Source organism: Fretibacter rubidus, assembly GCF_041429785.1.
Lineage (GTDB): Bacteria > Pseudomonadota > Alphaproteobacteria > Caulobacterales > Maricaulaceae > Fretibacter > Fretibacter rubidus.
In genome coordinates this window covers 968,660-989,610 of sequence record NZ_CP163423.1, presented here as the reverse complement: position 1 = coordinate 989,610, position 20,951 = coordinate 968,660, and the positions used below count along the sequence as shown (strand labels likewise).

Sequence of the window (20,951 nt, the reverse complement as noted above, 5' to 3'; positions counted from 1 at the left end):
GTCATCGCGGTGCTGTAAATGTTTGATATGCGGTGCACGGTAGATTTGCGCTCGCTGCGTGCTTATGGCTCGCGGTTAAAGGCGTTATTAAGCAGGCTTTTGACCTCGGCCAAGGATTGCTGCGGACGTTCCAGCCTTTGGGCGGCGTTGCGAATGGCCTCATTCTGCATCACTGCCTGGCGCAAACCCGTGGGCTGTGCGGCTGCGCGCTCGGCTGCTAAGCGCTGCATATGTGCGCGCGGATCTGAGGCGGCATTGGGCGTTGCGGATTGGGTAGCTGCGGGACGACGAACACCAGACGGTGTTGTTGCGTCATCATCGCGTTGCAAAGAGCGTGAGCGCCATTGATCAAAGACTTTATCCATAAATTCGGGCGTACAATCTGCCCCGGCCCATAATTCTGTAAACGACGCGGACGAGCTATGTGGACGGTATTGTTCTGGCAAGGTGTTAAGCACAACCCGCATCGGCAAGTTCACCGATTCGCCAAACACCATAGTCTCTGCCGTACCAAGGGACGGCAAGAACGACAGTAACTCAGCCGCTCCGTCAGGGACCGCCGCGCGTACAAAGTTTTGGTCCAACTCATTAGACAGACGCATAGAGAATATGGTCGAACATTGTGACAGCGTGGACGGCTCTAGCTCGGATGGGCGTTGCGATACAATCGCCAGCGACACACCATATTTACGGCCTTCTTTGGCGATGCGTGAAATGGCCCGGCGGGTAGAATGAAAGCCGAGGCTTTTATCTGCAGGAATATAACGGTGAGCTTCTTCGCAAACCAGCAAGATTGGAATTTTACGTTCTGACCACATGGCAAGCTCAAAAGCGAGACGGCTGACAACGGCCACAACAATATTAAGCGCTTCGGACGGAATACCAGAGAAATCAAGAATAGAGATGGGCTTGCCCATGACAGGAATACGGAAAATACGACCGACGATATTGGCAATCGTGTCAGGCGACGCTTGGTTACGAAATACAAATTGATAACGCGGGTCAGAAATCAGACCCTCGATACGGCGCTTTAGACGCTTAAACGGGCCAAGGTTGCTACTATTTTCTAGCTTGCCCATATTGTGATCGATCAGTTTTAGAACGTCGCGAATACGGTAAGGCACGGGACTATCGAGCGAAATATGGCTGGCGATACGGTGCAGGCTTTTCTCAATATCATCAAACTTGGCTTGGCTGGACACATCGCCATTTTCGCGTGACGCTTCAAATAGGCGTTTGGCTTTCAAAATAGCGTCATTGAGAACTTCTTGCTCTTCGCGTGCTTGATCCAACACGTCAGAGGTCAAAAGCTCGCATGTTTCCTCAAAGTTGAACATCCAAAGCGGAATATCCAGTGTGTTGGGGCGAATAACTTCGGCCAAATTACCAAAGCTTTTGGAATATTCATTATGCGGATCAAACAGCACCACATGAGCGGTTGGACTATTTTTCAAAATCGCCTGCAAAACCAACGCCACAGTACAGGACTTACCAGAGCCCGTAGAGCCAATAATCGCAAAGTGCTTGGACAGCAGATCATCGATACGCACTTGAGCGACAATATTATTGTCTTGTTGCAGACGACCAACCTCAATACAGCGCGCTTTTTCGGTGCTAAAGATTAGTTTCAAGTCCTGCGGCGACATATTGTAGACGGGCTCGTTTAAAACGGGGAAACTACGCACGCCGCGGTAAAAGCGGGTCTCACGCGTGGTTGGGTTTGTCGTAATCTCGCCGAGAATATCAAGCCGCGCTAGACAGCCATCACCGAGGCCTTCTTCATCAGGACTGCCGATTTTAAGAGAGCTGACCATCGCGACGACAATAGAATTACTGGTGATGATTTTAAGCACCGTGCCAAGCTGCGCCATGGCCAGTTGGTTATTACGGATAACCTGCTTATTGACCGATACCATCGCCATGGAAGACCCAACAGAGAGAATACGGCCAATTTCGATACGCTGATAGGGCGGTGCAGACGCCGCTGCACGCTGTCCAGCGGGCGCTGTGACAGTTTTCTGGCTTGGGCGTGCTACTGCACTCCGCTGTCCCCTGTTATCAATAGATGTGGTTGTCATTCACCGCCGATCCCAATTTAGGACTGTCTAGCAGTGTATAGTTATCAAAGACTTACTAAGGATGCAGAAGGCTGGACACAGCAGTCAGTGTTATCTGACGCCAGTTTTCGCCCTAAAGCAATCAAGGCATACGCTTTTTTGGCCAAAAACAAGAGACATTCCATGGTCGGGGTAGCAAGATTCGAACTTGCGACCCCCTGTTCCCAAAACAGGTGCGCTACCAGGCTGCGCTATACCCCGACACGGAATTTGAGCTTCATAGACGAAAGGGCGCGTGTTGCAAGACCCTAGTTGTCATTTACCGCATTTTCTGTGCCAAAAAATTCATGGGCGACAAGGTCACCAGGCTTAATGCCCAAATCCATCGACCGTCCCGCCGCTAGCTCTAGCACAGCAGCAATTGGCGCCTCTGATGACGCGCTACGAAGCGTGTAAGGTTGCGCATTATGTTCAATCTTTAGGATACGGCCATTGCTGCGCACAAAGATGATATCAAGCGGGCTTGGCGTGTTTTTCATCCAAATTGTCGCGACTTTGGGCCGTTCAAATTCAAACAACATGCCCGTGTCCAGCGGTATCTCTTCGCGCCACATATAACCGCGCGCTTGTTTTTCCAGCGTATCCGCAATCTCGACCATGAAGGTCTGCGGGCCTGTTTCGGCCAAAATTGTCAAAGGCTCGCTTGGGCCCATATCTAGCGGGGGTGGGGCTTCGCCGTTTTGTGACGCTGGGCTTTGCGCGAAAGCCGCACCGAAAACCATAAAGACCAAGGCCGCAGCCATAAGTGATTTTTTGATAATATCCATAAGCGCTGTGTAGCTAAGACAGGCCGTCTCGCCAAGCGGTTTCGTCATAGATAAGGGGAAAATCACCAGTGGCAGTCCCTAGGGGAATCGAACCCCTCTTTCCAGGTTGAAAACCTGGCGTCCTAACCGATAGACGAAGGGACCGCGTCTGGTGTGCGCGTCATATAGAATTGCTTTTGTAAGCTTTCAAGCGAGAAATGCGCATATCAGCCAAATAATTCACCTTTGTCGCAGCTGAATTGCCCTATGATGGCTCGGCGACGGCTAAATCTTCGACATTCAGGTCAATTCGCACGCGACCTTTCCAAATATCTTCGCGAATCCGCCCTAAAACATGCACGCGCGGCGGATTGGGCGCCAGCAGTAGCGAGTCTAACCCCATTTCCTCAGCGCGGAAACAGATACCCGATACACGCTGCCCACCAGAATCAGAAAAACTACACCGCACATGGCCGCCGCGCACGCGCTCGGCATAGGCCACAGTCATATCAGGCAAGACGAATCGCGGTTGCGGATGCCCCGCACCGTATGGCCCAACCGCTTTCATCCGCGCGATAAGCTCTGGCGTGGCGGCAGAGGGCTTGACGGCAGCATCGACTTTAAGCGACAGGTTTTTGCGTGCCTCGGCCACTTGGTCTTTCAACGCAGCATCAAGGAAATCATAGAGCGCGGGAATTTTATCGGCCTCGACAGTCAAGCCGCCCGCCATGGGATGCCCCCCGCCCGATGTTAACAAACCCGCCTCTTTTGCTTGCGTAATCGCAGCGCCAAGGTTGGCCCCAGCCATTGACCGACCCGATCCCTTGCCGATGCCGTCTGCGTTCACCCCAATCACAATGGCAGGACGGTCAAAGCGGTCCTTTAGGCGGCCCGCGACAATACCAATAACGCCAGGATGCCAGCCGTCCATCGACACTAATGTCAGCGCGCGGTCATCTGGCAGAGCTTGCGCCTTCGTTAGCGCCTCGTCCAGCATCGCAGCTTGCAGGGCTTTGCGCTCTGTATTGACGCGGTCAAGCTCTGACGCACTGGCATAAGCGAGCTGCGCGTTTTCCGTCGATAGCATTTCTGCGCCCATATCCGCGCGCCCAATACGTCCGCCTGCATTGATACGCGGACCCAAAATAAAGCCGCCGTGATAGGTCGTATAGGGTGGTTCCGCTCCCGCCACATCCGCGAGCGCATTAATCCCAAGATGAGTGGATTTGGACAACACGTGCAGCCCTTGGGCGACGATAGCGCGGTTAAGTCCCGTCAGCGGGACAACATCGCAAATCGTCCCAAGTGCCGCCAAATCCAGCAAATTTAACAAGTTCGGCCCCTCACCCAGACCTTGCACGCGCGCTTCGCGGTTTAACGCCACGAGCAGCATAAAGGTTACACCAGCCGCCGCGAGATGCCCTAGACCTGATGTATCGTCATCTCGGTTGGGATTAACCAGCGCCAAAGCTGGCGGATGATCACCGTGCATCATATGGTGGTCAATCACGACGACTGGCAAGTCAATATTGGCGGCTTCCATCAGGGCGCTATGGGCGGCAGCCCCGCAATCGACCGTGATAACCAAGTCATTACCGTCTGATTTTAAGCTACGAAACGCCTCTGCCGTGGGGCCGTAACCTTCTTCCACGCGGTCAGGGACATAAAGCCCGAACGTTGCCCCGAAATGTCGGGCCCAACGGATAAGTTGGGCGGCTGATGTTCCGCCGTCGACATCGTAATCCGCAAAGACTGTGATTGTCTGCCCCGCTTTCACCGCGCTTACAATGGCGTTGGCGGCTTTGTCCATATCAGCGAGGCTCGACGGATTGGGTAAATAATCCCGCAATGTTGGGGCAAGGAACTTTGCCGCCTCTTCTGGGCTAACGCCGCGACCCACCAGTAGTCTTGCGGTTAAGTCATCGACAGATGCGCGCGCGACCATTTCGGACACCGCGTCGTCATCCCCGCACCGCCATTGCCACGCTAGACCGCGCGCAGAGCGCTGCACGCCGTAACAATATGGCAGGCCGTCATCCACAATCAGACGGGTCTATCAGATTTAAGACGCTGCACAGAACCATCGACAGAATTCATAATTAAACTGTCGGTATAAACGCGCCCCTGTTGGAAACGCACGCCATCCAAAAGCGAACCTTGAGTGACTCCTGTCGCCACAAAAATCGTGGGGCCAGAGGCCAGACCAGATAGGTCATATTTCTTTTCCAAATTATCAATGCCGACACGGCGCGCGCGCGCAACCTCGTCATCGCTGCGAAACGTCAAACGGCCTTGCATTTGCCCGCCGACACAGCGAAGCGCTGCCGCCGCCAAGACACCTTCGGGCGCACCGCCAGAGCCGATATACATATCAATGCCTGTATCCAGATTAGTTGTGTTAATCACGCCTTGAACATCCCCGTCAGAAATAAGCGCGACGCGGGCTTCAATATCGCGCAAACTCGCAATCAAATCACCATGCCGCGCACGGTCCAGCACACAAACCGTAATATCGCTGGGCGAGACCCCTTTGGCATCCGCAAGGGCTTTGACGTTGTCAGCGGGGGATTTATCCAAATCGACAAGACCGTCTTTATAGCCCGGACCAATCGCAATTTTATCCATATAGACATCAGGCGCATATAAAAGCCCGCCGCGCGGAGCAAAGGCCATAACCGCAAGCGCATTGGCCATGGCTTTAGCCGTCAGTGTTGTGCCCTCTAGCGGGTCAAGCGCAATATCGATTTCAGGGCCTTTGCCCTTGCCGACCTCTTCCCCGATATAAAGCATAGGCGCTTCGTCGCGCTCGCCTTCGCCGATAACCACGCGACCACGAATTGTCATCGTATTCAGCCCAGAGCGCAGCGCATCAACAGCCGCTTGATCAGCGGCCTTTTCATCACCACGCCCAACCCAGTCAGCGGCCGCAATGGCGGCTTTTTCAGTTGATAGAGCCGCGTTCAGAGCCAGCGCTGCGTCAAATCCCATTACTTTGGCCATATCAGTCTCTTGTTTTTTATAACCGAGCCTGGCCCGTATCATGATGAAGGCGTGGGTCTATTGCGCGGCGTCTCTGGCGGCAAGTAAAAACCCTTTAATATTCCGCGCGGCTTGGCGGATACGCTGCTCGTTCTCAACAAGGGCGATGCGAACATAGCCTTCGCCGTGTTCACCAAAACCATTTCCGGGCGATACAGCGACACCGGCCTCACTCATCAGACGTTTGCAAAACTCGACAGAGCCTAAATGCTCAAACCCTTTGGGCAATGGAGCCCATGTAAACATAGAGGCCTCTGGTTTGGGGACGTCCCAGCCAGCGCGCGCAAAGCTATCGACCAGCACATCACGGCGCGCGCGGTAAATGGCGCGCGCGTGTTCAACGCAGTCTTGCGGCCCGTCCAGCGCCGCACAAGCCGCGACTTGAATGGGGGTGAAAGCCCCGTAATCCAAGTAGGATTTCACGCGTGCTAGTGCCGCCACCAAAGTCTTATTGCCAACCGCAAAGCCCATACGCCAGCCCGCCATTGAATAAGTCTTGGACAGCGATGTGGTCTCGATAATCATGCAATCTTTCGCGCCCTCAATCTCGAAAATTGAATGGGGCGGTTCGCCAAAGTAAATCTCTGAATAGGCCAAATCAGACAGAATGATAATGTTATCGCGCTTAGCGATGTCCACAATCTCTTGATAAAATGACAGGTCACAAACCTCGCCCGTGGGGTTGGACGGAAAGCAGACCACAATCGCCAGCGGCGGTTTGTCAGCAGCCTCTAGCGCGGCCTTCACACCCGCCAGATAGTCTTCGGCTGTAATTGCGGGGATGCCTTTAATTTTGGCTCCTGCGATAATAAAGCCGTAGGCATGCAGCGGATAAGACGGGTCAGGGGCGAAAATGACGTCACCAGGGGCCGTAATCGCCTGCGCTAAATTCGCAAAGCCTTCCTTTGATCCGATCGTGGCGACAATCTCATTGGATGGGTCCAAATCCACATCAAAACGACGTTTGTAATAGCGCGCGCAAGCTTGGCGCAGCCCCATAATCCCGCGCGACACAGAATAGCCCGTTGTACGCGGTTTTTGCACCGTCTCGACCAGCTTATCAATCACGTGTTGCGGCGTGGGAAGGTCAGGATTACCAAACCCAAAATCAATAATATCCATGCCGCCTGCACGCAATTCGGCTTTTAGCTTATTCACCTCTGCAAAGACATAAGGCGGCAAGCGTTTGATACGGTAAAATTCTTCGCGTTCGGAATTCATGAGGTAACCTTCAATGCGTCTTATTGCGGATCATCAAGTTTATAGCGGCGGATTTGCGCCTTTAAGCGCTCGACCTCGGCGTCAACTTCGGCCTCTGTCATGGCAGAGGAGCCGTCTTTGGGTATAGAGAGCGCTGCGCGTTTTTGAATAAGGTCACGCGCTGCCGCGTCCCATTCCGCCGCAGACCGAATATCCTCTGGCCGTGTTGGGGCGAGGCCCACATCTGGGAAGCCTTCAACCAACTTTGCTGCCGCCTCACGAAATTCAGGCAAACGCATAAAATCGATATTTGGCATTTTGACAGTCGAACAGGCCGATAGCGCGAGTCCAGCACACAACACGACTAATGTCTTAATTCTATGACCTTTTAATACCAACATGGGCGACCTCTGATTCATCAACCCGTTTACCATGCGGCAAAGCGCTGCGTAAATCATCTAAAATTATGGAAAAATAGGCTGTACGTGCAGACCCAATGTTTCGTCCCAGCCTTGCGTTGCGTTATAATTTTGCACCGCTTGGCCAGAAGAGCCCTTAGTCAGATTATCAATGACTGAGATTATAATAGCGCGGCCGGGCACGCGGTCAGCAAATATACCGATACGGCAATGGTTTGACGCGCGAATATGACGGGTCTGCGGTGCCGCGCCCGCTGCCTCTATATGCACAAACGGCTCATCATCATAGGCGGCGTGATAGGCAGCGCGCAGGTCGTCTACGCTCTGCCCGTCGGTCAAGGTCACATAACACGTTGCAATCATACCGCGGTTCATCGGGATAAGATGCGGGGTAAAACTGACCATTGTCTCCTTACCGCTACTGCGGGTCAGGATTTGGTCAATTTCAGGCGCGTGACGGTGGGTGCCTACGCCGTATGCGTGGGCCCCGTCCGACAGTTCAGAAAAAGCCAGCGATTGCAGAGCTTTGCGCCCTGCCCCTGTGACGCCAGATTTCGCGTCAATGATAATATTATCCGTTGATATTAGACCCGCATTTATTCCGGGCAGTAGCGCAAGTAAGCTACATGTCGGGTAGCATCCTGGACAGGCCACAAGCTTGGCCCCGCGCAGCTCATGACGCGCAAATTCGGTTAGCCCGTAAACAGCCGTGCCTAGCAATCCTTGATGGTCGTGACTTCGGCCATATGTTTTGGCGTAAAGGTCGGGATCGCGCAGGCGAAAATCGGCGGACAAATCGATGACTGTGTCAACTTTATCCGCAATGGTCGCTATCGTATCTTGAGACGCGCCGTGGGGCAGACACGCAAAGACGACATCGACGTCCGCCCAATCAACATCACCCGCGGTTACAACATCGGGCAAGTCCAAATGGGCCGTGCTAGGGTAGATGTCGGCGTAACGCTCGCCCGCGCGGCTGTGCCCTGTTAATGCGGTGAGGCGCAGCTTCGGATGGCCCGTGATCAATCGCACAGCCTCTGCCCCTGTATAGCCAGAAGCCCCTAATATCACGGCGTTTTTCATGACCCTATCCCCTCAAATAAAAAGGCGCCTCGGTTTCCCGAAGCGCCTGAAATATAAAACCAAATGGTTGATATAGCTTTAGCGTTTCGAGAACTGGAAGCTCTTACGGGCTTTCGCCTTACCGTATTTCTTACGTTCCACAACGCGGCTATCGCGTGTGATAAAGCCAGCGGCTTTCAGTGGGGCACGCAAAATCGGCTCGTAATATGTCAGCGCTTTGGTGATGCCGTGACGCACAGCACCGGCTTGGCCAGATAGTCCGCCGCCTTTGACGGTACAGACAACATCGTAACCATCAACACGGTCAGCAACCTCGAACGCTTGCGCGATAATCAGGCGCAAAACGGGACGGGCAAAATAAACCTCTTGATCGCGGCCATTGACCGTGATTTTGCCGTTACCGGGTTTGATCCAAACGCGGGCAATAGAGTTTTTACGCTTACCTGTTGCATAGGCACGACCGTGAGAGTCAATCTTTGGCTCTGGAAGGGGCGCAGCCTCAGCAGCAGGCGTTCCGTCAGCGGCAGGTGTTGTGCCGCTAATGACGTTTTTCAAATCAGCGAGTGTTTGTTGTTCAGCCATGATTATGCGCCTTTCGTGTTCTTAGGAGACATTGATTTAAAATCAATGACTTCAGGCGATTGCGGCGCATGGGGATGCTCTGCACCCGCATAAACGCGAAGGTTTGAAAGCTGTTGGCGGGCCAATGGGCTTTCTTTCGGGAGCATACGCTGCACAGCTTTACGCAGCACGCGTTCCGGGAAACGACCGTCGAGGATTTTATCCGCTGTACGTTCTTTAATTCCGCCTGGGTGGCCTGTGTGCCAGTAGTAGGTTTTGTCGTTGCGCTTCTTACCTGTGAAAGCAACTTTTTCCGCATTGATAACAACGACATTGTCGCCGTGGTCAATGTGGGGTGTGTAATTTGGCAAATGCTTGCCGCGCAGACGCATCGCAATGAATGTAGCAAGACGGCCGACGATTACGTCAGACGCGTCAATCACAATCCATTTCTTCTCGACCTCTGCGGTCTTGACGAATTTTGTGGTTTTCATAATAGCCTCTAATTGAACGGTTGCGCGCGGATTGCACGCCGTGTTCACTATAGGCGGGCTTCTAAGCGCGCAGGTCTATCCCGTCAACAGGGAATATGCGTAAAGTCGCGCGACCTCTTTAAAATAAATGATTAAAAACAATAACTTAAAAATACGGTATCATTTTACCGTATGAAACTACAATCGAAATTAGTTGAAAGTCAGATTTTACAGGACACAATCGGGCTTTCGCGCGTAAAAGAGAGTATGACTTATAAATTATACGCCCCATTCGCTCTTTGTATCACTCTTGGCTTGTCCGCTTGCGGAAGTGATAGCTCACAATCCACCAATACAGATAGCGTGACAGAGCTCCGCGTGACGGCAGAGGTGAACACCAATGTGAACGCCGCCCATATAACCGTCATTCCTAATGATGTCGCCCCGTGGTTGTCGCATATCATTCTTATCGATCAAGACGGCGACCTATATCAAACAGCCCTAGATAGCGGGGTGGCAAAGCCGCTGAATATGAAGGCGGTGGACGCGGTCGGATTAATGCGCGAGCAAGCCGCGGGCGTTGTCCTGACCCTATCCGAGGCAGGTACGATATCGGCGTTAATCGAATCAGATGATGAGGGTAACCTCTCGCCCCTGCCCGTCAGCAGTTCAGTAGGCGGGCTATCGCGCTTTTGCGAAACGGCCCATGCCCCCAGCGGCACTGTCTTTGCGCAAGCGGAAGGCGGCGATGTGGTTGAAATGGGCGTTCTTGTCCAAGAGAGCCAAATTATATTATCAGAGATTGAACGCAGCAAAGGCCAAGCGGACGCGGCGTGTTATGTGAACGGCGATACGGTTAGCTTCCAACAATCATCAGACGGGCGGTTTGCTGTGTTGGACTTTGGTGACAGAACAATCCTATCAGCCGCCGACAAAGGCGCGGTTTGGTCAGGCGGCGGCGCGGTCACGATTACGTCTGGTCTGTCTACGCCGGGCATCGACACAGCGCGCGCCGTTCACGCAACATCTGACAGCCTCGGCGGAGCTTTTCGTGACGGAGCCATTATTATGGCCGACGCCGATGCGCCGCGCCTTGTGATGATCAGCGCAGGTTTTGCCCGCTCTGTGTTAGACCCGATTGACGAGAGCGCTACGCCAGACCCATAGGGCGGCGAGATATACAAGTATCGAGCTAAACTGGTGAAATAAGGCCAGCTCGATATGGATATCCCACCACGGATGCATAACGCCGCCCGTCAGCAATGTGATAATCCCGAGCACGACTTGCCATAAAATAAGTAGCGACAGCACAGTCACTGGCCCGCGCAAATGGCGGCTTTGTCGGGCGCTAATGAACACCCAAATACCAACAGCAAGGATGATATAAGCCAGCATACGGTGATTAAACTGAATGGCGGCCGTGTTCTCAAACCAGTTTTTCCAAAATGGGTTCATCACGCCGTATCCACCCGGTATCAGTCGTCCGTCCATAAGCGGCCACGTATTATAAGATAGTCCCGATTTTGTCCCCGCGACAAATGCACCCAAGATGATTTGCACAAATATCAAAACGGCCAGCACACCTGTGCGCTTGCTCATAAACGGGCGACCGGTGGTCTTTGGCCAACCCTCGCGCGCATCCCGCCAGAACCAGAACAACAGCCCAACAATGATGAATGCCATGCCCAAATGCGTCGCTAGGCGGTATTGCGACACGGAAACGCCGTCAAGCCCGCTATAGACCATCCACCACCCAATGAAGCCTTGCAGGCAGATGAGGAAAAACACGAGCCAAAATAGCCATGCTTTTCCGCGTGGTAATTTGCGCTTAAAGGTAAAATAAAGCAGCGGCAGCATATACGCCAGACCAATGACGCGGCCCAAAATACGGTGTCCCCATTCCATGAAATATATAAATTCAAACCCTGCTAGGGTCATATCGGGGTGTTCAGCTTCAAACTCTGGGATTTGCTTATATTTCTCAAACTCGGCCATCCACGCCTCATGCGACAGGGGCGGCAAAATGCCCGTAATGGGTTCCCACTCGGTAATGGACAGACCTGAATTGGTCAGTCGCGTCGCGCCGCCAAAAACAATCATGGTAATGACGGTTATCATCACAAAGAACAACCAAAAGGCAATATTGCGGGACGCACGCGCGTCAGATGTAAATGATATAGCAGCCATAAGTGCCATATAGGCGATTTCACGCGCAACACCATGTGACAATTTGAAAAAACAGTGGCCATAACGGGGTTCGCGCAACAGCGCACAGATTGCAGGCATAGACGCGCGAATTGAGGGCGCGATTTGATGAATTTACGTGTTGATATGCCTCGCGACCACGCTATAACGCCTCCACCCAATGGTTACGGAGTATAGCGCAGTCCGGTAGCGCACTAAGCTGGGGGCTTAGGGGTCACAGGTTCGAATCCTGTTACTCCGACCATTGGGTAAATCATTGAGAAAGCGCTTGAGCGCAGCGAAGGCAGTAGTGATTCTAAATGGGCTGTTTAGCGCCAGCTGACTTTTGCATGACACATATAATTCATGTCGGCATATCACCGCTCGAGCGTAGCGAGGGCAGTCGTGATTCTGGATACGGAAAAGTGACGCGCGTCAGCTAGCTGTCTGCATAATAGTCGTTAGGGGACGATACACCTGTCCACAGCGTTACCGCCACAAACCACACCATGACGATAGCTGACCACATGGATACCCGCCTCAAAGAAATCATGGGGTGGGCGGGCATGACGGGTGTTTTTTAGTGGGTGCACCATCCTAAACCGCGTCATAGCCGAGCCTGTCTCGGCTATCCATGCGCAAGAGTTTGCCTATGAACATTGTCGCAAGGCGATAGCGGGCCTCGCGTGAGTTTGGCGTCTGTCTCTCATGCTGTCATTCCGACGCGGCCCATAGGGACGCCCGGAATCTATGCCTTGAAATCTCGCTGCCCATCATATTTGGTTTTTGAGGAACGTTCACGGCATAGATTCCGGGTGGACTACGTCCACGACGGAATGACGATGAGACTATTGGTGTTTTTTAGTGGAGAGGCCGCCCCTACGCCTTGCGCAAAACCGACACCCCGTCCGCGCCCGTTTCGAGCACAAGCCCGCGCGACTTCAAATCATCACGAATGGCGTCAGAGCGAGAGAACGCCGCCCCCATCGCGGCTTTGTCACCAAATTTTTTAGCCGCCACAGCCTCGGCCCGCACTGTGTCATATTCCGCCGCCAGCGCGTGGTCTGTGTCTGATATGCCGCCAGAGAACCACTCTTCCGGGTCTTTTTGGAGGAGGCCTAGGAGGTTGGCTGATGCAACAAATTCAGCTGCACGAGTTTCCTCGTGATGGGTAACTTTAGTCATACCCTCAACTTTGTATTGCTCTTTTATCTTGTAATCATTTTGTCGTGAAAAATTTATATACTGACGAAATTTGGAAAAAAAACCAATACCTTCAGCAGTATTAATATCATCAAGAATTTTATTAAGATAATTTTTATCGATCTGAGCAACTCTATTAGGGTGTGGATCGGCAGCTTCTATAAGCCTATACCATCCATCCAACTGCTCTTTACTTTCCCGCAGCAAGTCCTCGCTCCAAACCAATTCACTGCGGTAATGCGCCTTTAATAGCGCGAGACGTATCACCTCACCGTGCCAGTCTTTAAGAAGGTCGTGAATCAGCGTAACATTACCAGCGCTTTTAGACATTTTTTGTTGATAACCGTCTGGCCGCGTCAAACTTAAAAACTCATTATGGGCCCAATAATTGGCCATGGTTTTGCCGTGGGCGCATTCGGATTGCGCGATTTCGTTTTCGTGGTGGGGGAATTTAAGATCAACGCCGCCGCAATGAATATCAATCGTTTCGCCCAGCGTTTCCTTGGCCATGGCAGAGCATTCAATATGCCAACCAGGGCGACCTTTCCCAAAGGGCGCGTCCCACCCGACGCCGTCGAGCTCGGGTTTCCACAACACAAAATCCGCCGCATTTTTCTTTCGCGCAACCTCGCCCTCGCCGACACGGTCACCGCCGCGCAGGTTTTCCAGCGTATTGCCTGATAGCTTTCCGTAGTCATCAAATTTGGACACATCAAAAAACACATGACCATCGGATACATAGGCATAATCATCCGCAATGAGTTTTTCGATAATCGCAATCATGCCGCCAATATTATCCGTCGCCTTCGGTTGATACGTTGGCGGCAGACACCCAATCGCCGCGAGGTCTTCGTTATAAATGCGCGCGTATTTTTCGGTAATCTCTTTGATATCAACGCCTTGGTCTTTGGCGGCTGCGATAATTTTATCATCCACATCGGTGATATTGCGAGCGTAAACCACATGATCTTCGCCGTAGATATGGCGCAGGACGCGGAACAAAACATCGGCGACAACGGCGGCGCGGGCATTGCCGATATGGGCGTAGCTATAGACGGTTGGACCGCAATTATACATCGTCACGCGCGTCGGGTCTTGGGGCGTGAAGACCTCTTTCTTGCGCGTCAGTGAATTATAAAGCGTGAGTGTAGGCGTATTGTCAGTCATGCGCGCAGTGTTTAGACAGTTTTCATGAGAAAACAACAAATCATCGCGGGTGTTTGCTTGGCCCTTGTCCTGATTGTGGCGCTGGTCACGCGGCTTCAACCGCAAGACGGGCTGCTGAGCTTTCGCGTGGTCGGCAATGTGGCTTATGGCAACGGCTATACCGACACAGACAGCGCGCGGGTGGTGCGTAATCTGGTTAATGAACATCCTAGCGTCACGCAGCTGATCTTGCAGCGCATGTCAGGCACACGCAATGCAGATGCAAACCTAAAAATCGCGCGCGATATTCGCAACTTTAATCTGGCAACCCATCTGGAGGCGGACAGCTATATTGCCTCTGGCGCGGTAGATTTATTCCTAGCGGGGACGCAGCGCAGCATGGATTGCGGGGCGAAGATTGGCGTGCATAGCTGGGGCCTGACTGGTGCAGACGGGCGCTTCTCACCCGAAACAATGGGCTCAGACAGCCGCAAGCGCATCCAAGAACGTTTTCTGCGTGATATGGGGCTTGATCCGGCGTTTTACGTCTTTACCCGTGATGCCGCAGGGCCAAATGAGATTTATATCCTGACGGCGGAGGATATCGCACGGTTCGGCATTTTAACAGAAGACGGATGCCGGGAGTGATATGTCCCTCATCCTGAGGAATCCTTCTTCTCCATCCACGCATCCCGCTTATGCGTAATTTTCACTACCCCTGCCCAACCATCCGCGCTATAGGCCACCCCTATGACTGATACACCGAAAAAAACCGTCTTGAAATCTGTACCCGCACCAACGCGTCCGTCTCGTGAAGAGGCTATGGCCGCTGTGCGCACATTGATTGCTTGGGCGGGCGATAATCCTGACCGCGAAGGCCTGAAAGATACGCCCAAACGGGTCATAAACGCCTATGCGGAATGGTACCGGGGCTATGATCTTGACCCCGCAGAAGAACTTTCGCGCGTGTTTGAAGATGTCTCTGGCTATGACGATATGGTCATTTTGCGCGAAATTGATGTCGAGAGTCATTGCGAACACCACATGGCACCTTTCCTTGGTACGGCCTATGTCGCTTACCTACCGACTGACAAAGTTGTCGGCATTTCAAAGCTGGTGAAAGTCGTGGAGATTTTCGCCAAGCGCCTTCAGACGCAAGAAACGATGACCGCGCAAATCGCGGACGCCATTGATAGTGCCCTGCATCCCCGCGGCACAGCCATAATGATTGACGCAGTTCATCAATGTATGAGCACACGCGGCGTCCATCACCCCAATGTATCGACAATCACCACACAATTCACGGGTGAATTTAAAACCAACCCGGCCCTACAAGAACGGTTTTTGCGCTTAATCGGTAAAACTGGCTAATTCGCCTCGCTAGCTTTGGGCAAGCGGCTTTGCGTCTTTCGCGACATCCGTTTTAGCTTTGATAGCATCATGGATTTGACGGTGTTGAAATCCCGCTTGGCGGGGCGAAAGGCGTGTGTGCCAGAATGACAGCGCATATAAGTCCTTATGCTCAAGTTTAACTTACCGCATCAGGCAAAATTATCAGAATCACAGCTGATACAGATGCAGTGTTATAACTTATGGTTAATGCGCTCTTAACTATATGTGACTGATTTATCACACGGCTTGGAAAAAGACGCCACGAGCCGTTTTACACGCTGATTTGTGAACCAATCGCGACAAAATGGCGTATATAAAGTCATAACAAAATTTAAAAACCAAACGGGAGAAATCATGTCACCACGTCACCTTTTATCCGCTAGCGCTATGGCTCTATTTATGGTCGTAGGCGCAACCAGCGCATCAGCACAAAGTGCAATTGATACGCTAACGGACGAAATTATCGTCACAGCCACCAAAAAAGCGAATGCTGAAAATGTTCAAGACATTCCGATTGCGATTACAGCCTTTAATGCCGATACTTTGGACGCGTTAAATGTCACGGATTTGGAAAGCCTGTCATTTTCTGCACCAAACGTATCGCTAGACGACATGGGAACATCACGCGGTACAGCTAACTTTTCTATTCGTGGCCTTGGTATCAACTCCTCTATTCCGTCAATTGACCCAACGGTTGGTGTTTTCGTCGATGGTGTCTACCTCGGTGTGAACAATGCGGTTGTGACTGATTTGTTTGATCTGGACAGCGTCGAAGTGCTGCGCGGCCCACAGGGTCTGTTATTTGGCCGTAACACCACGGGTGGTGCGGTTTTGATTAATACAGGCAACCCTACTAGCGAGCTGACCTATAGCGCGAAAGTGTCAACAGAGACACCCGTCGACAGCGGTCGCGGCGGCCTAAACAGCTATATTCAAGGTGTTGTCTCTGGCCCCTTAATCGAAGACCGTCTTAACGGCAAAATCGCAGCGTTTTATAATAAAGATGACGGCTATTTCAAAAATCTGGCCACAGGCAATAATTTTGGCGAAGCCGATACCTTCATCGGTCGCGGCGCGCTTGAGTTTTTTGCTTCTGACAATGTGACTTTCCTCTTGAAGGGCGAGTATTTTGACAGTGAAGGCGACGGCCCAGCGGGCCAGAACCGCGGCGTCTTTGACCGCAATAGCTTTGATTTTGCGATTGACGAAGAAGGCGGCTATGAGACGAAAGCTCTAACCGCATCGCTGCGCACAGACATCGATGTTGACTTTGGTAACGGTACCATCACAAATATTTTCGGCTATCGTGACCTAGATCTTACGTCGACAGGCGACATCGATAGTTTGCCAGTCTTTATTTTCCACTCTGATACGGAAATGGTGCAAGATCAAATTTCTAACGAGCTCCGTTATGCTGGCGAATTTGATTATTTCGATCTGACAGCAGGTCTATATTATTTCGACCAAAGCAGTGCTTATACTGAAATTCGGAATCTTCCGCCGCTCTCACCGCTGACATTTTACGGCGGCGGCGCGCAAGATCACACCGTTTACGGTGCCTTCGCCCAAGCCGATATTCCGCTAACAGAATTTATCAGCGCGACTGTTGGTTTGCGTTATTCTAAGGAAGAAAAAGACGGCGACATCACCTTCATTCGCCCGCGCAATGAATGTAGCGTTGTGGACGGCACCTGCCCGACCAGCGGCATCAATGCCTTACTGTCCGCCGTCACAGGTGGTTTAGCTCAAGAACCAAACGGCTTTTCAGACAGCAATAGCTGGGAAAACTTAACGCCTAAGCTTGGCCTACAGTTTACACCCAGCGACGACGTGCAAGTCTACGGTAGCTACACAAAGGGCTTCCGCTCTGGTGGTTATAACTTCCGTATCACCGACGTGCCGCTATACTTCACGCAACTTGGCCTGACGGGTCAGCCAAGCTTTGATGAAGAAGAAGTCGATGCCTATGAGGCCGGCTTTAAGTCAGAGTTTATGGACGGTGTGTTCCAGCTTAACGGTGCGTTCTTTATTACAAAGATTGCGGACATGCAGCGCGAAGTGAATATCTCTGGTGGTCCGGCATCGGTAAATCAGTTCATCTTAAACACAGCAGACGCTACGATTAGCGGCTTCGAAGCCGATGGTCGCGCCCGTGTGACGGACAATCTGCTGCTAACAGCGAACCTTGGCTATGTTGACGCAGGCTATGACGACGTGCGGTTTGATATCTCGAATGACGGTGTCTTAAATGCGGCGGACAGCGCGCTTGACCTACCCCGTGTCCCGGAATGGACGTATGGTTTTGGCATCGTCCACACAGCTGACTTGGGCGATAATGGCGGACTTACGTCGACGCTGAACTTCCAGCACCGTGACCGTACAGCCTATACTGATAGTAACTTGGGCTGGCTCAACGCTGTTAATATGCTGAACGGTAACATCTCTTGGGAAACGCCCATGGAAGGGGTAAGCCTCTCTATCTTTGGTAAAAACCTGCTCGACGAAGTCCAAGCGGGCGGCGATACGCAGCTATCCTTTGGTGCGGGCCTGACACAAGCCTTAACAGGCGGTGCACCGCTACCACCCGGTGGTTCGAACCGCGCCACAGGTGTCGTGCAGCCCTTTGCGGACAACCCTACGGTCGGTACATTTAGCCCGCTGAAAAAAGGTCGTCGCCTCGGTATCGAAATTACCATTCGCGGCTAAGCCAAAACAGTCAAAAACAATCAAGCCCCGTCCATTCATTTGGGCGGGGCTTTTTTATGGGACACCAGAAAGGCTTGAGCCCGAACACGCTAAAAACGGCCATTGAAATCAATTTTTATTCGCGCTGCATTGCATACACCCCGAATAAAGCACCTTAACCGTGAAAAACTTCTCATAGAAGCTATCGTATGGTTTACACTTTCAAGCATAATGCTGTGCGGCTTTTGATTTTAATATCTTCGTTATTGATCTGCACGACATTACCTAAGGCCTTTGCGACGAGCGCGTCCGATCCATTGGGAATCACGAATAGTAATTGGCAAACGACAAAGAAAGACGGATTGGTGCTTTTCATGTCGCGGGACAAACAATCCGTCGCTATTTATATCGACAAAGACCGAAAACAATCACCACAAAACATTGAACGTGCTTTTGCTCTGTTTCGTAAAGGCGTTAATTGTGCGGACGCATCAGCCTCCCAACTCGGCAATGTGACAATTCATCAATGCGTCGCGAAAACGTCTGATGGGGAAGGTTACGGTGTCTGGGTATTGGGCCCTACGGCCAATAAGACTAAATTTGCCGTCATTTTATTGACCGAAGGAACGGGCAATACACAAAAAACCTGGATTGACGATACCTTGTCTCGCGCAATCCAATATGCACAATCAACCGAGGAACACGCTGTCCTACCGCGAGGCCAAAATACCGTAACAACAAATCAGACGCCGGCCCATCGTCCTATTGGCCCTGTAGCTATTAACGACACAGAATTGGGGCTGATTCCTGAAAGTGAAATCGACCAAATTCGATTGAAACAATATACAAAATTTGGAGCCGGTGGCATGGTTTTAATTGATTTCAAAGCCTATGCATTTTTAAAAAATGGTGTTGTGATAAGCGATCTCTCTGAGGGGTTGACCTACACAGCAGTGAAAAAACTCGCCCGAGACAAGCCAGGAAGGATTGGGAAGTGGCGTCCTACAGCCGTCGGTAAATATTCAATCAATTGGAACGACGGCGATACGACAATGATGTCCCCTTACGGGCCCCCGCTAAAGGCTGTGCCGCCAACACAGTTTAACGGTACATACACGCGCAAAGGCGGTGGCGGTAACTTCAATACAACCGTTATTGCGTCAGGTAAAAGCTATAGTTTTTATGCCGATGGATCGTTTGATACAGCCAAATATTTCGCATCCACCGGACCCCGTGTATCAACATCAGATAAAATGCGCGGCCTATCAGGACGTTGGGAAATTATCGGCCCTCACCTTATTTTGAAATACACAAATGGCGATGTTGCAACGTCAATGCTTCTATATACTGGGGACGCAGGCACGCCTGGCCGACCATTTCCTGTGGTGTGGATTTCTGGTCTTTCCTACACGCGAAAGACTTAAATTCAGAACATCCCCGGTTTTACGCAATCAGCTCACCGCAATCTTATGGGCCATGTCTGTTGATAATATCTGCTGCACGGCAACGCGGATGCCGGGGTTTTTGCGTTTTAAGGTCTCTAGCGCGTCATGTGACCAGCTGACGTAGCTGCCGCCTTCTTGAGCACCTGTCACAACGACCGTCGCGGTGGCAGGTTTTTGTAGGTAATACGAGACTTCGCCGATAAATTTACCCGGCTCGACGACGAAGGACCGGTCACCTTTATTGATGCCAATCTGCCCTGACAGGACAAAGAATAAATCGCCACAGGCTTTGTCTTCAGTGGTCAGCCTTTGCTCTGCGCCCGTGTCAACACTGTGCCAGTTTGTAATTTTTAAAAGCTGGCGAAACTCGCCAGGATTGAGCGTATTAAACACCCCGTAAAGCTGCCGCTGTGCATCAGATAGCCTAAAGGTCGTGCGCTCTAGCATCAATTTACTCATGACATAGACATTGGCGAGACCAAGCACCGCGCTCCAGCCAATCGCGTCCCAGAGCGGCACATCAGGCGCAAAGAAATAATAGGCAATATACAGCACCGTCGCCACCAACACGAGAGAGCGCAGCACAAGTTGATTTCGCACAACAAAAGCGACGACATAAAGCAAGCTCGCGACATGCACGAGAAGACTGGCACTGATAAATGGTTGTTCGATAATGCCCTCCCCCGATAATTTTGATTAGCGAAACCGCGCGGAGTTGTCGAGTAGCATCAGATAAGCATGAAAAAACCCGCCATCAGAACGAATGGCGGGTTTATAATTCTAAAGCCGTAAAGCGCGCTATGCAGCAGCGTCAGCCTCGGCAGCTTTTTTGACAATCGCCTTTTTAATTTTTTTGGCTTTGTCAGTCAGCTTGTGATTTTTTGTACCCATAAGAAAGCCGTCAAGGCCGCCTTTGAAATCGACCGTGCGCAGGGTCTTAGCCGCGATGCGCATACGGAAGTTTTGACCCAAGCTGTCAGACGCAAGTGTAACATTACACAGGTTCACCTCAAAACGGCGACGCGTTTTGTTCATGGCGTGGGAGACGTTATTTCCGGACATTGGGCCCGTATCAAGAAGATCGCAGCGACGAGACATCGTATCTACCTTTTTTCAATAAAAACACCCGCGCGTTGGGCGGGCTCACGTAAGTTGTGGGGGAAATAGAGCGGCGGGCCGCGCGCGTCAACCCCTTTTAGCCCTAATCACAGGACTAATCCCACAAAACACCGCTGCTTAGCCTGCCCCGCTGTATATG

At 51.9% G+C, this 20,951-nt stretch carries 19 protein-coding genes and 3 tRNA genes; 6 read left to right on the top strand and 16 right to left on the bottom strand.

Features of this window, described 5'->3' with window-relative positions:
- Positions 1–62: 62 nt before the first annotated feature.
- The 11 genes from AB6B37_RS04690 to rplM form a co-directional block, all read right to left on the bottom strand.
- Positions 63–2,078 carry an ATP-binding protein gene (locus AB6B37_RS04690; protein ID WP_371397739.1) on the bottom strand — a complete coding sequence of 672 codons (2,016 nt, stop codon included), beginning with the start codon at positions 2,076–2,078 and terminating at the stop codon, positions 63–65.
- 163 nt (positions 2,079–2,241) lie between these two features.
- Positions 2,242–2,318: transfer RNA gene (locus tag AB6B37_RS04685), tRNA-Pro, on the bottom strand.
- Positions 2,319–2,365: 47 nt separating this feature from the next.
- Positions 2,366–2,932, bottom strand: a complete 567-nt coding sequence (locus AB6B37_RS04680; RefSeq protein ID WP_371397738.1) for a DUF192 domain-containing protein — start codon at positions 2,930–2,932, stop codon at positions 2,366–2,368.
- Positions 2,933–2,953: 21 nt separating this feature from the next.
- Positions 2,954–3,028, bottom strand: a tRNA-Glu gene (locus AB6B37_RS04675).
- Positions 3,029–3,128: 100 nt separating this feature from the next.
- Complete coding sequence (gene recJ, locus AB6B37_RS04670) at positions 3,129–4,904, bottom strand: single-stranded-DNA-specific exonuclease RecJ (RefSeq protein ID WP_371397737.1); 1,776 nt, start codon at positions 4,902–4,904, stop codon at positions 3,129–3,131.
- 2 nt (positions 4,905–4,906) lie between these two features.
- Positions 4,907–5,863 carry a class II fructose-bisphosphatase gene (gene glpX / locus AB6B37_RS04665; RefSeq protein ID WP_371397736.1) on the bottom strand — a complete coding sequence of 319 codons (957 nt, stop codon included), beginning with the start codon at positions 5,861–5,863 and terminating at the stop codon, positions 4,907–4,909.
- Positions 5,864–5,920: 57 nt separating this feature from the next.
- The gene (locus AB6B37_RS04660; RefSeq protein WP_371397735.1) at positions 5,921–7,123 is read right to left on the bottom strand and encodes an LL-diaminopimelate aminotransferase; all 1,203 of its coding nucleotides are present in this window, start codon (positions 7,121–7,123) and stop codon (positions 5,921–5,923) included.
- 20 nt (positions 7,124–7,143) lie between these two features.
- On the bottom strand, positions 7,144–7,503 hold the full coding sequence (locus AB6B37_RS04655; RefSeq protein WP_371397734.1) for a hypothetical protein: 360 nt from the start codon (positions 7,501–7,503) through the stop codon (positions 7,144–7,146).
- Between the two features lie 63 nt (positions 7,504–7,566).
- The gene (gene argC, locus AB6B37_RS04650; protein WP_371397733.1) at positions 7,567–8,604 is read right to left on the bottom strand and encodes an N-acetyl-gamma-glutamyl-phosphate reductase; all 1,038 of its coding nucleotides are present in this window, start codon (positions 8,602–8,604) and stop codon (positions 7,567–7,569) included.
- A 78-nt stretch (positions 8,605–8,682) separates the two neighbouring features.
- Entirely contained in the window at positions 8,683–9,186 is a 504-nt protein-coding gene (gene rpsI / locus AB6B37_RS04645) for a 30S ribosomal protein S9 (RefSeq protein WP_371397732.1), read from the bottom strand.
- Between the two features lie 2 nt (positions 9,187–9,188).
- Positions 9,189–9,659: a 50S ribosomal protein L13 gene (gene rplM / locus AB6B37_RS04640; RefSeq protein ID WP_371397731.1), complete on the bottom strand. Its 471-nt coding sequence runs from the start codon at positions 9,657–9,659 to the stop codon at positions 9,189–9,191.
- Positions 9,660–9,905: 246 nt separating this feature from the next.
- On the opposite strand from rplM, the gene AB6B37_RS04635 reads away from it, so the two are divergent.
- Positions 9,906–10,805: a hypothetical protein gene (locus AB6B37_RS04635; RefSeq protein ID WP_371397730.1), complete on the top strand. Its 900-nt coding sequence runs from the start codon at positions 9,906–9,908 to the stop codon at positions 10,803–10,805.
- On the opposite strand, the gene AB6B37_RS04630 is transcribed toward AB6B37_RS04635, so the two are convergent.
- Positions 10,767–11,825: a COX15/CtaA family protein gene (locus AB6B37_RS04630; protein ID WP_371397729.1), complete on the bottom strand. Its 1,059-nt coding sequence runs from the start codon at positions 11,823–11,825 to the stop codon at positions 10,767–10,769. The genes AB6B37_RS04635 and AB6B37_RS04630 overlap by 39 nt on opposite strands.
- A gap of 185 nt (positions 11,826–12,010) precedes the next feature.
- Here AB6B37_RS04630 and AB6B37_RS04625 point away from each other — a divergent pair.
- Positions 12,011–12,087, top strand: a tRNA-Pro gene (locus tag AB6B37_RS04625).
- Positions 12,088–12,701: 614 nt separating this feature from the next.
- Here the strand turns inward: AB6B37_RS04625 and cysS are convergent.
- Positions 12,702–14,192, bottom strand: coding sequence for a cysteine--tRNA ligase (cysS, locus tag AB6B37_RS04620; RefSeq protein ID WP_371397728.1), 1,491 nt, complete (start codon positions 14,190–14,192; stop codon positions 12,702–12,704).
- Positions 14,193–14,216: 24 nt separating this feature from the next.
- On the opposite strand from cysS, the gene AB6B37_RS04615 reads away from it, so the two are divergent.
- Both AB6B37_RS04615 and folE read left to right on the top strand, forming a co-directional pair.
- Positions 14,217–14,819 (top strand): hypothetical protein, encoded by a 603-nt coding sequence (locus tag AB6B37_RS04615; RefSeq protein WP_371397727.1) that lies wholly within the window; start codon positions 14,217–14,219, stop codon positions 14,817–14,819.
- A gap of 102 nt (positions 14,820–14,921) precedes the next feature.
- Positions 14,922–15,542 (top strand): GTP cyclohydrolase I FolE, encoded by a 621-nt coding sequence (folE, locus tag AB6B37_RS04610; RefSeq protein WP_371397726.1) that lies wholly within the window; start codon positions 14,922–14,924, stop codon positions 15,540–15,542.
- Here the strand turns inward: folE and AB6B37_RS04605 are convergent.
- Entirely contained in the window at positions 15,539–15,679 is a 141-nt protein-coding gene (locus AB6B37_RS04605; RefSeq protein ID WP_371397725.1) for a hypothetical protein, read from the bottom strand. The two genes, folE and AB6B37_RS04605, sit on opposite strands and share 4 nt — an antisense overlap.
- Before the next feature lie 238 nt (positions 15,680–15,917).
- On the opposite strand from AB6B37_RS04605, the gene AB6B37_RS04600 reads away from it, so the two are divergent.
- Positions 15,918–18,269, top strand: coding sequence for a TonB-dependent receptor (locus AB6B37_RS04600; protein ID WP_371397724.1), 2,352 nt, complete (start codon positions 15,918–15,920; stop codon positions 18,267–18,269).
- A gap of 188 nt (positions 18,270–18,457) precedes the next feature.
- Complete coding sequence (locus tag AB6B37_RS04595; RefSeq protein WP_371397723.1) at positions 18,458–19,672, top strand: hypothetical protein; 1,215 nt, start codon at positions 18,458–18,460, stop codon at positions 19,670–19,672.
- A gap of 27 nt (positions 19,673–19,699) precedes the next feature.
- On the opposite strand, the gene AB6B37_RS04590 is transcribed toward AB6B37_RS04595, so the two are convergent.
- Both AB6B37_RS04590 and rpmB read right to left on the bottom strand, forming a co-directional pair.
- Positions 19,700–20,332: a Crp/Fnr family transcriptional regulator gene (locus AB6B37_RS04590; protein ID WP_371397722.1), complete on the bottom strand. Its 633-nt coding sequence runs from the start codon at positions 20,330–20,332 to the stop codon at positions 19,700–19,702.
- 159 nt (positions 20,333–20,491) lie between these two features.
- Positions 20,492–20,791: a 50S ribosomal protein L28 gene (rpmB, locus tag AB6B37_RS04585; protein WP_371397721.1), complete on the bottom strand. Its 300-nt coding sequence runs from the start codon at positions 20,789–20,791 to the stop codon at positions 20,492–20,494.
- Positions 20,792–20,951 lie beyond the last annotated feature (160 nt).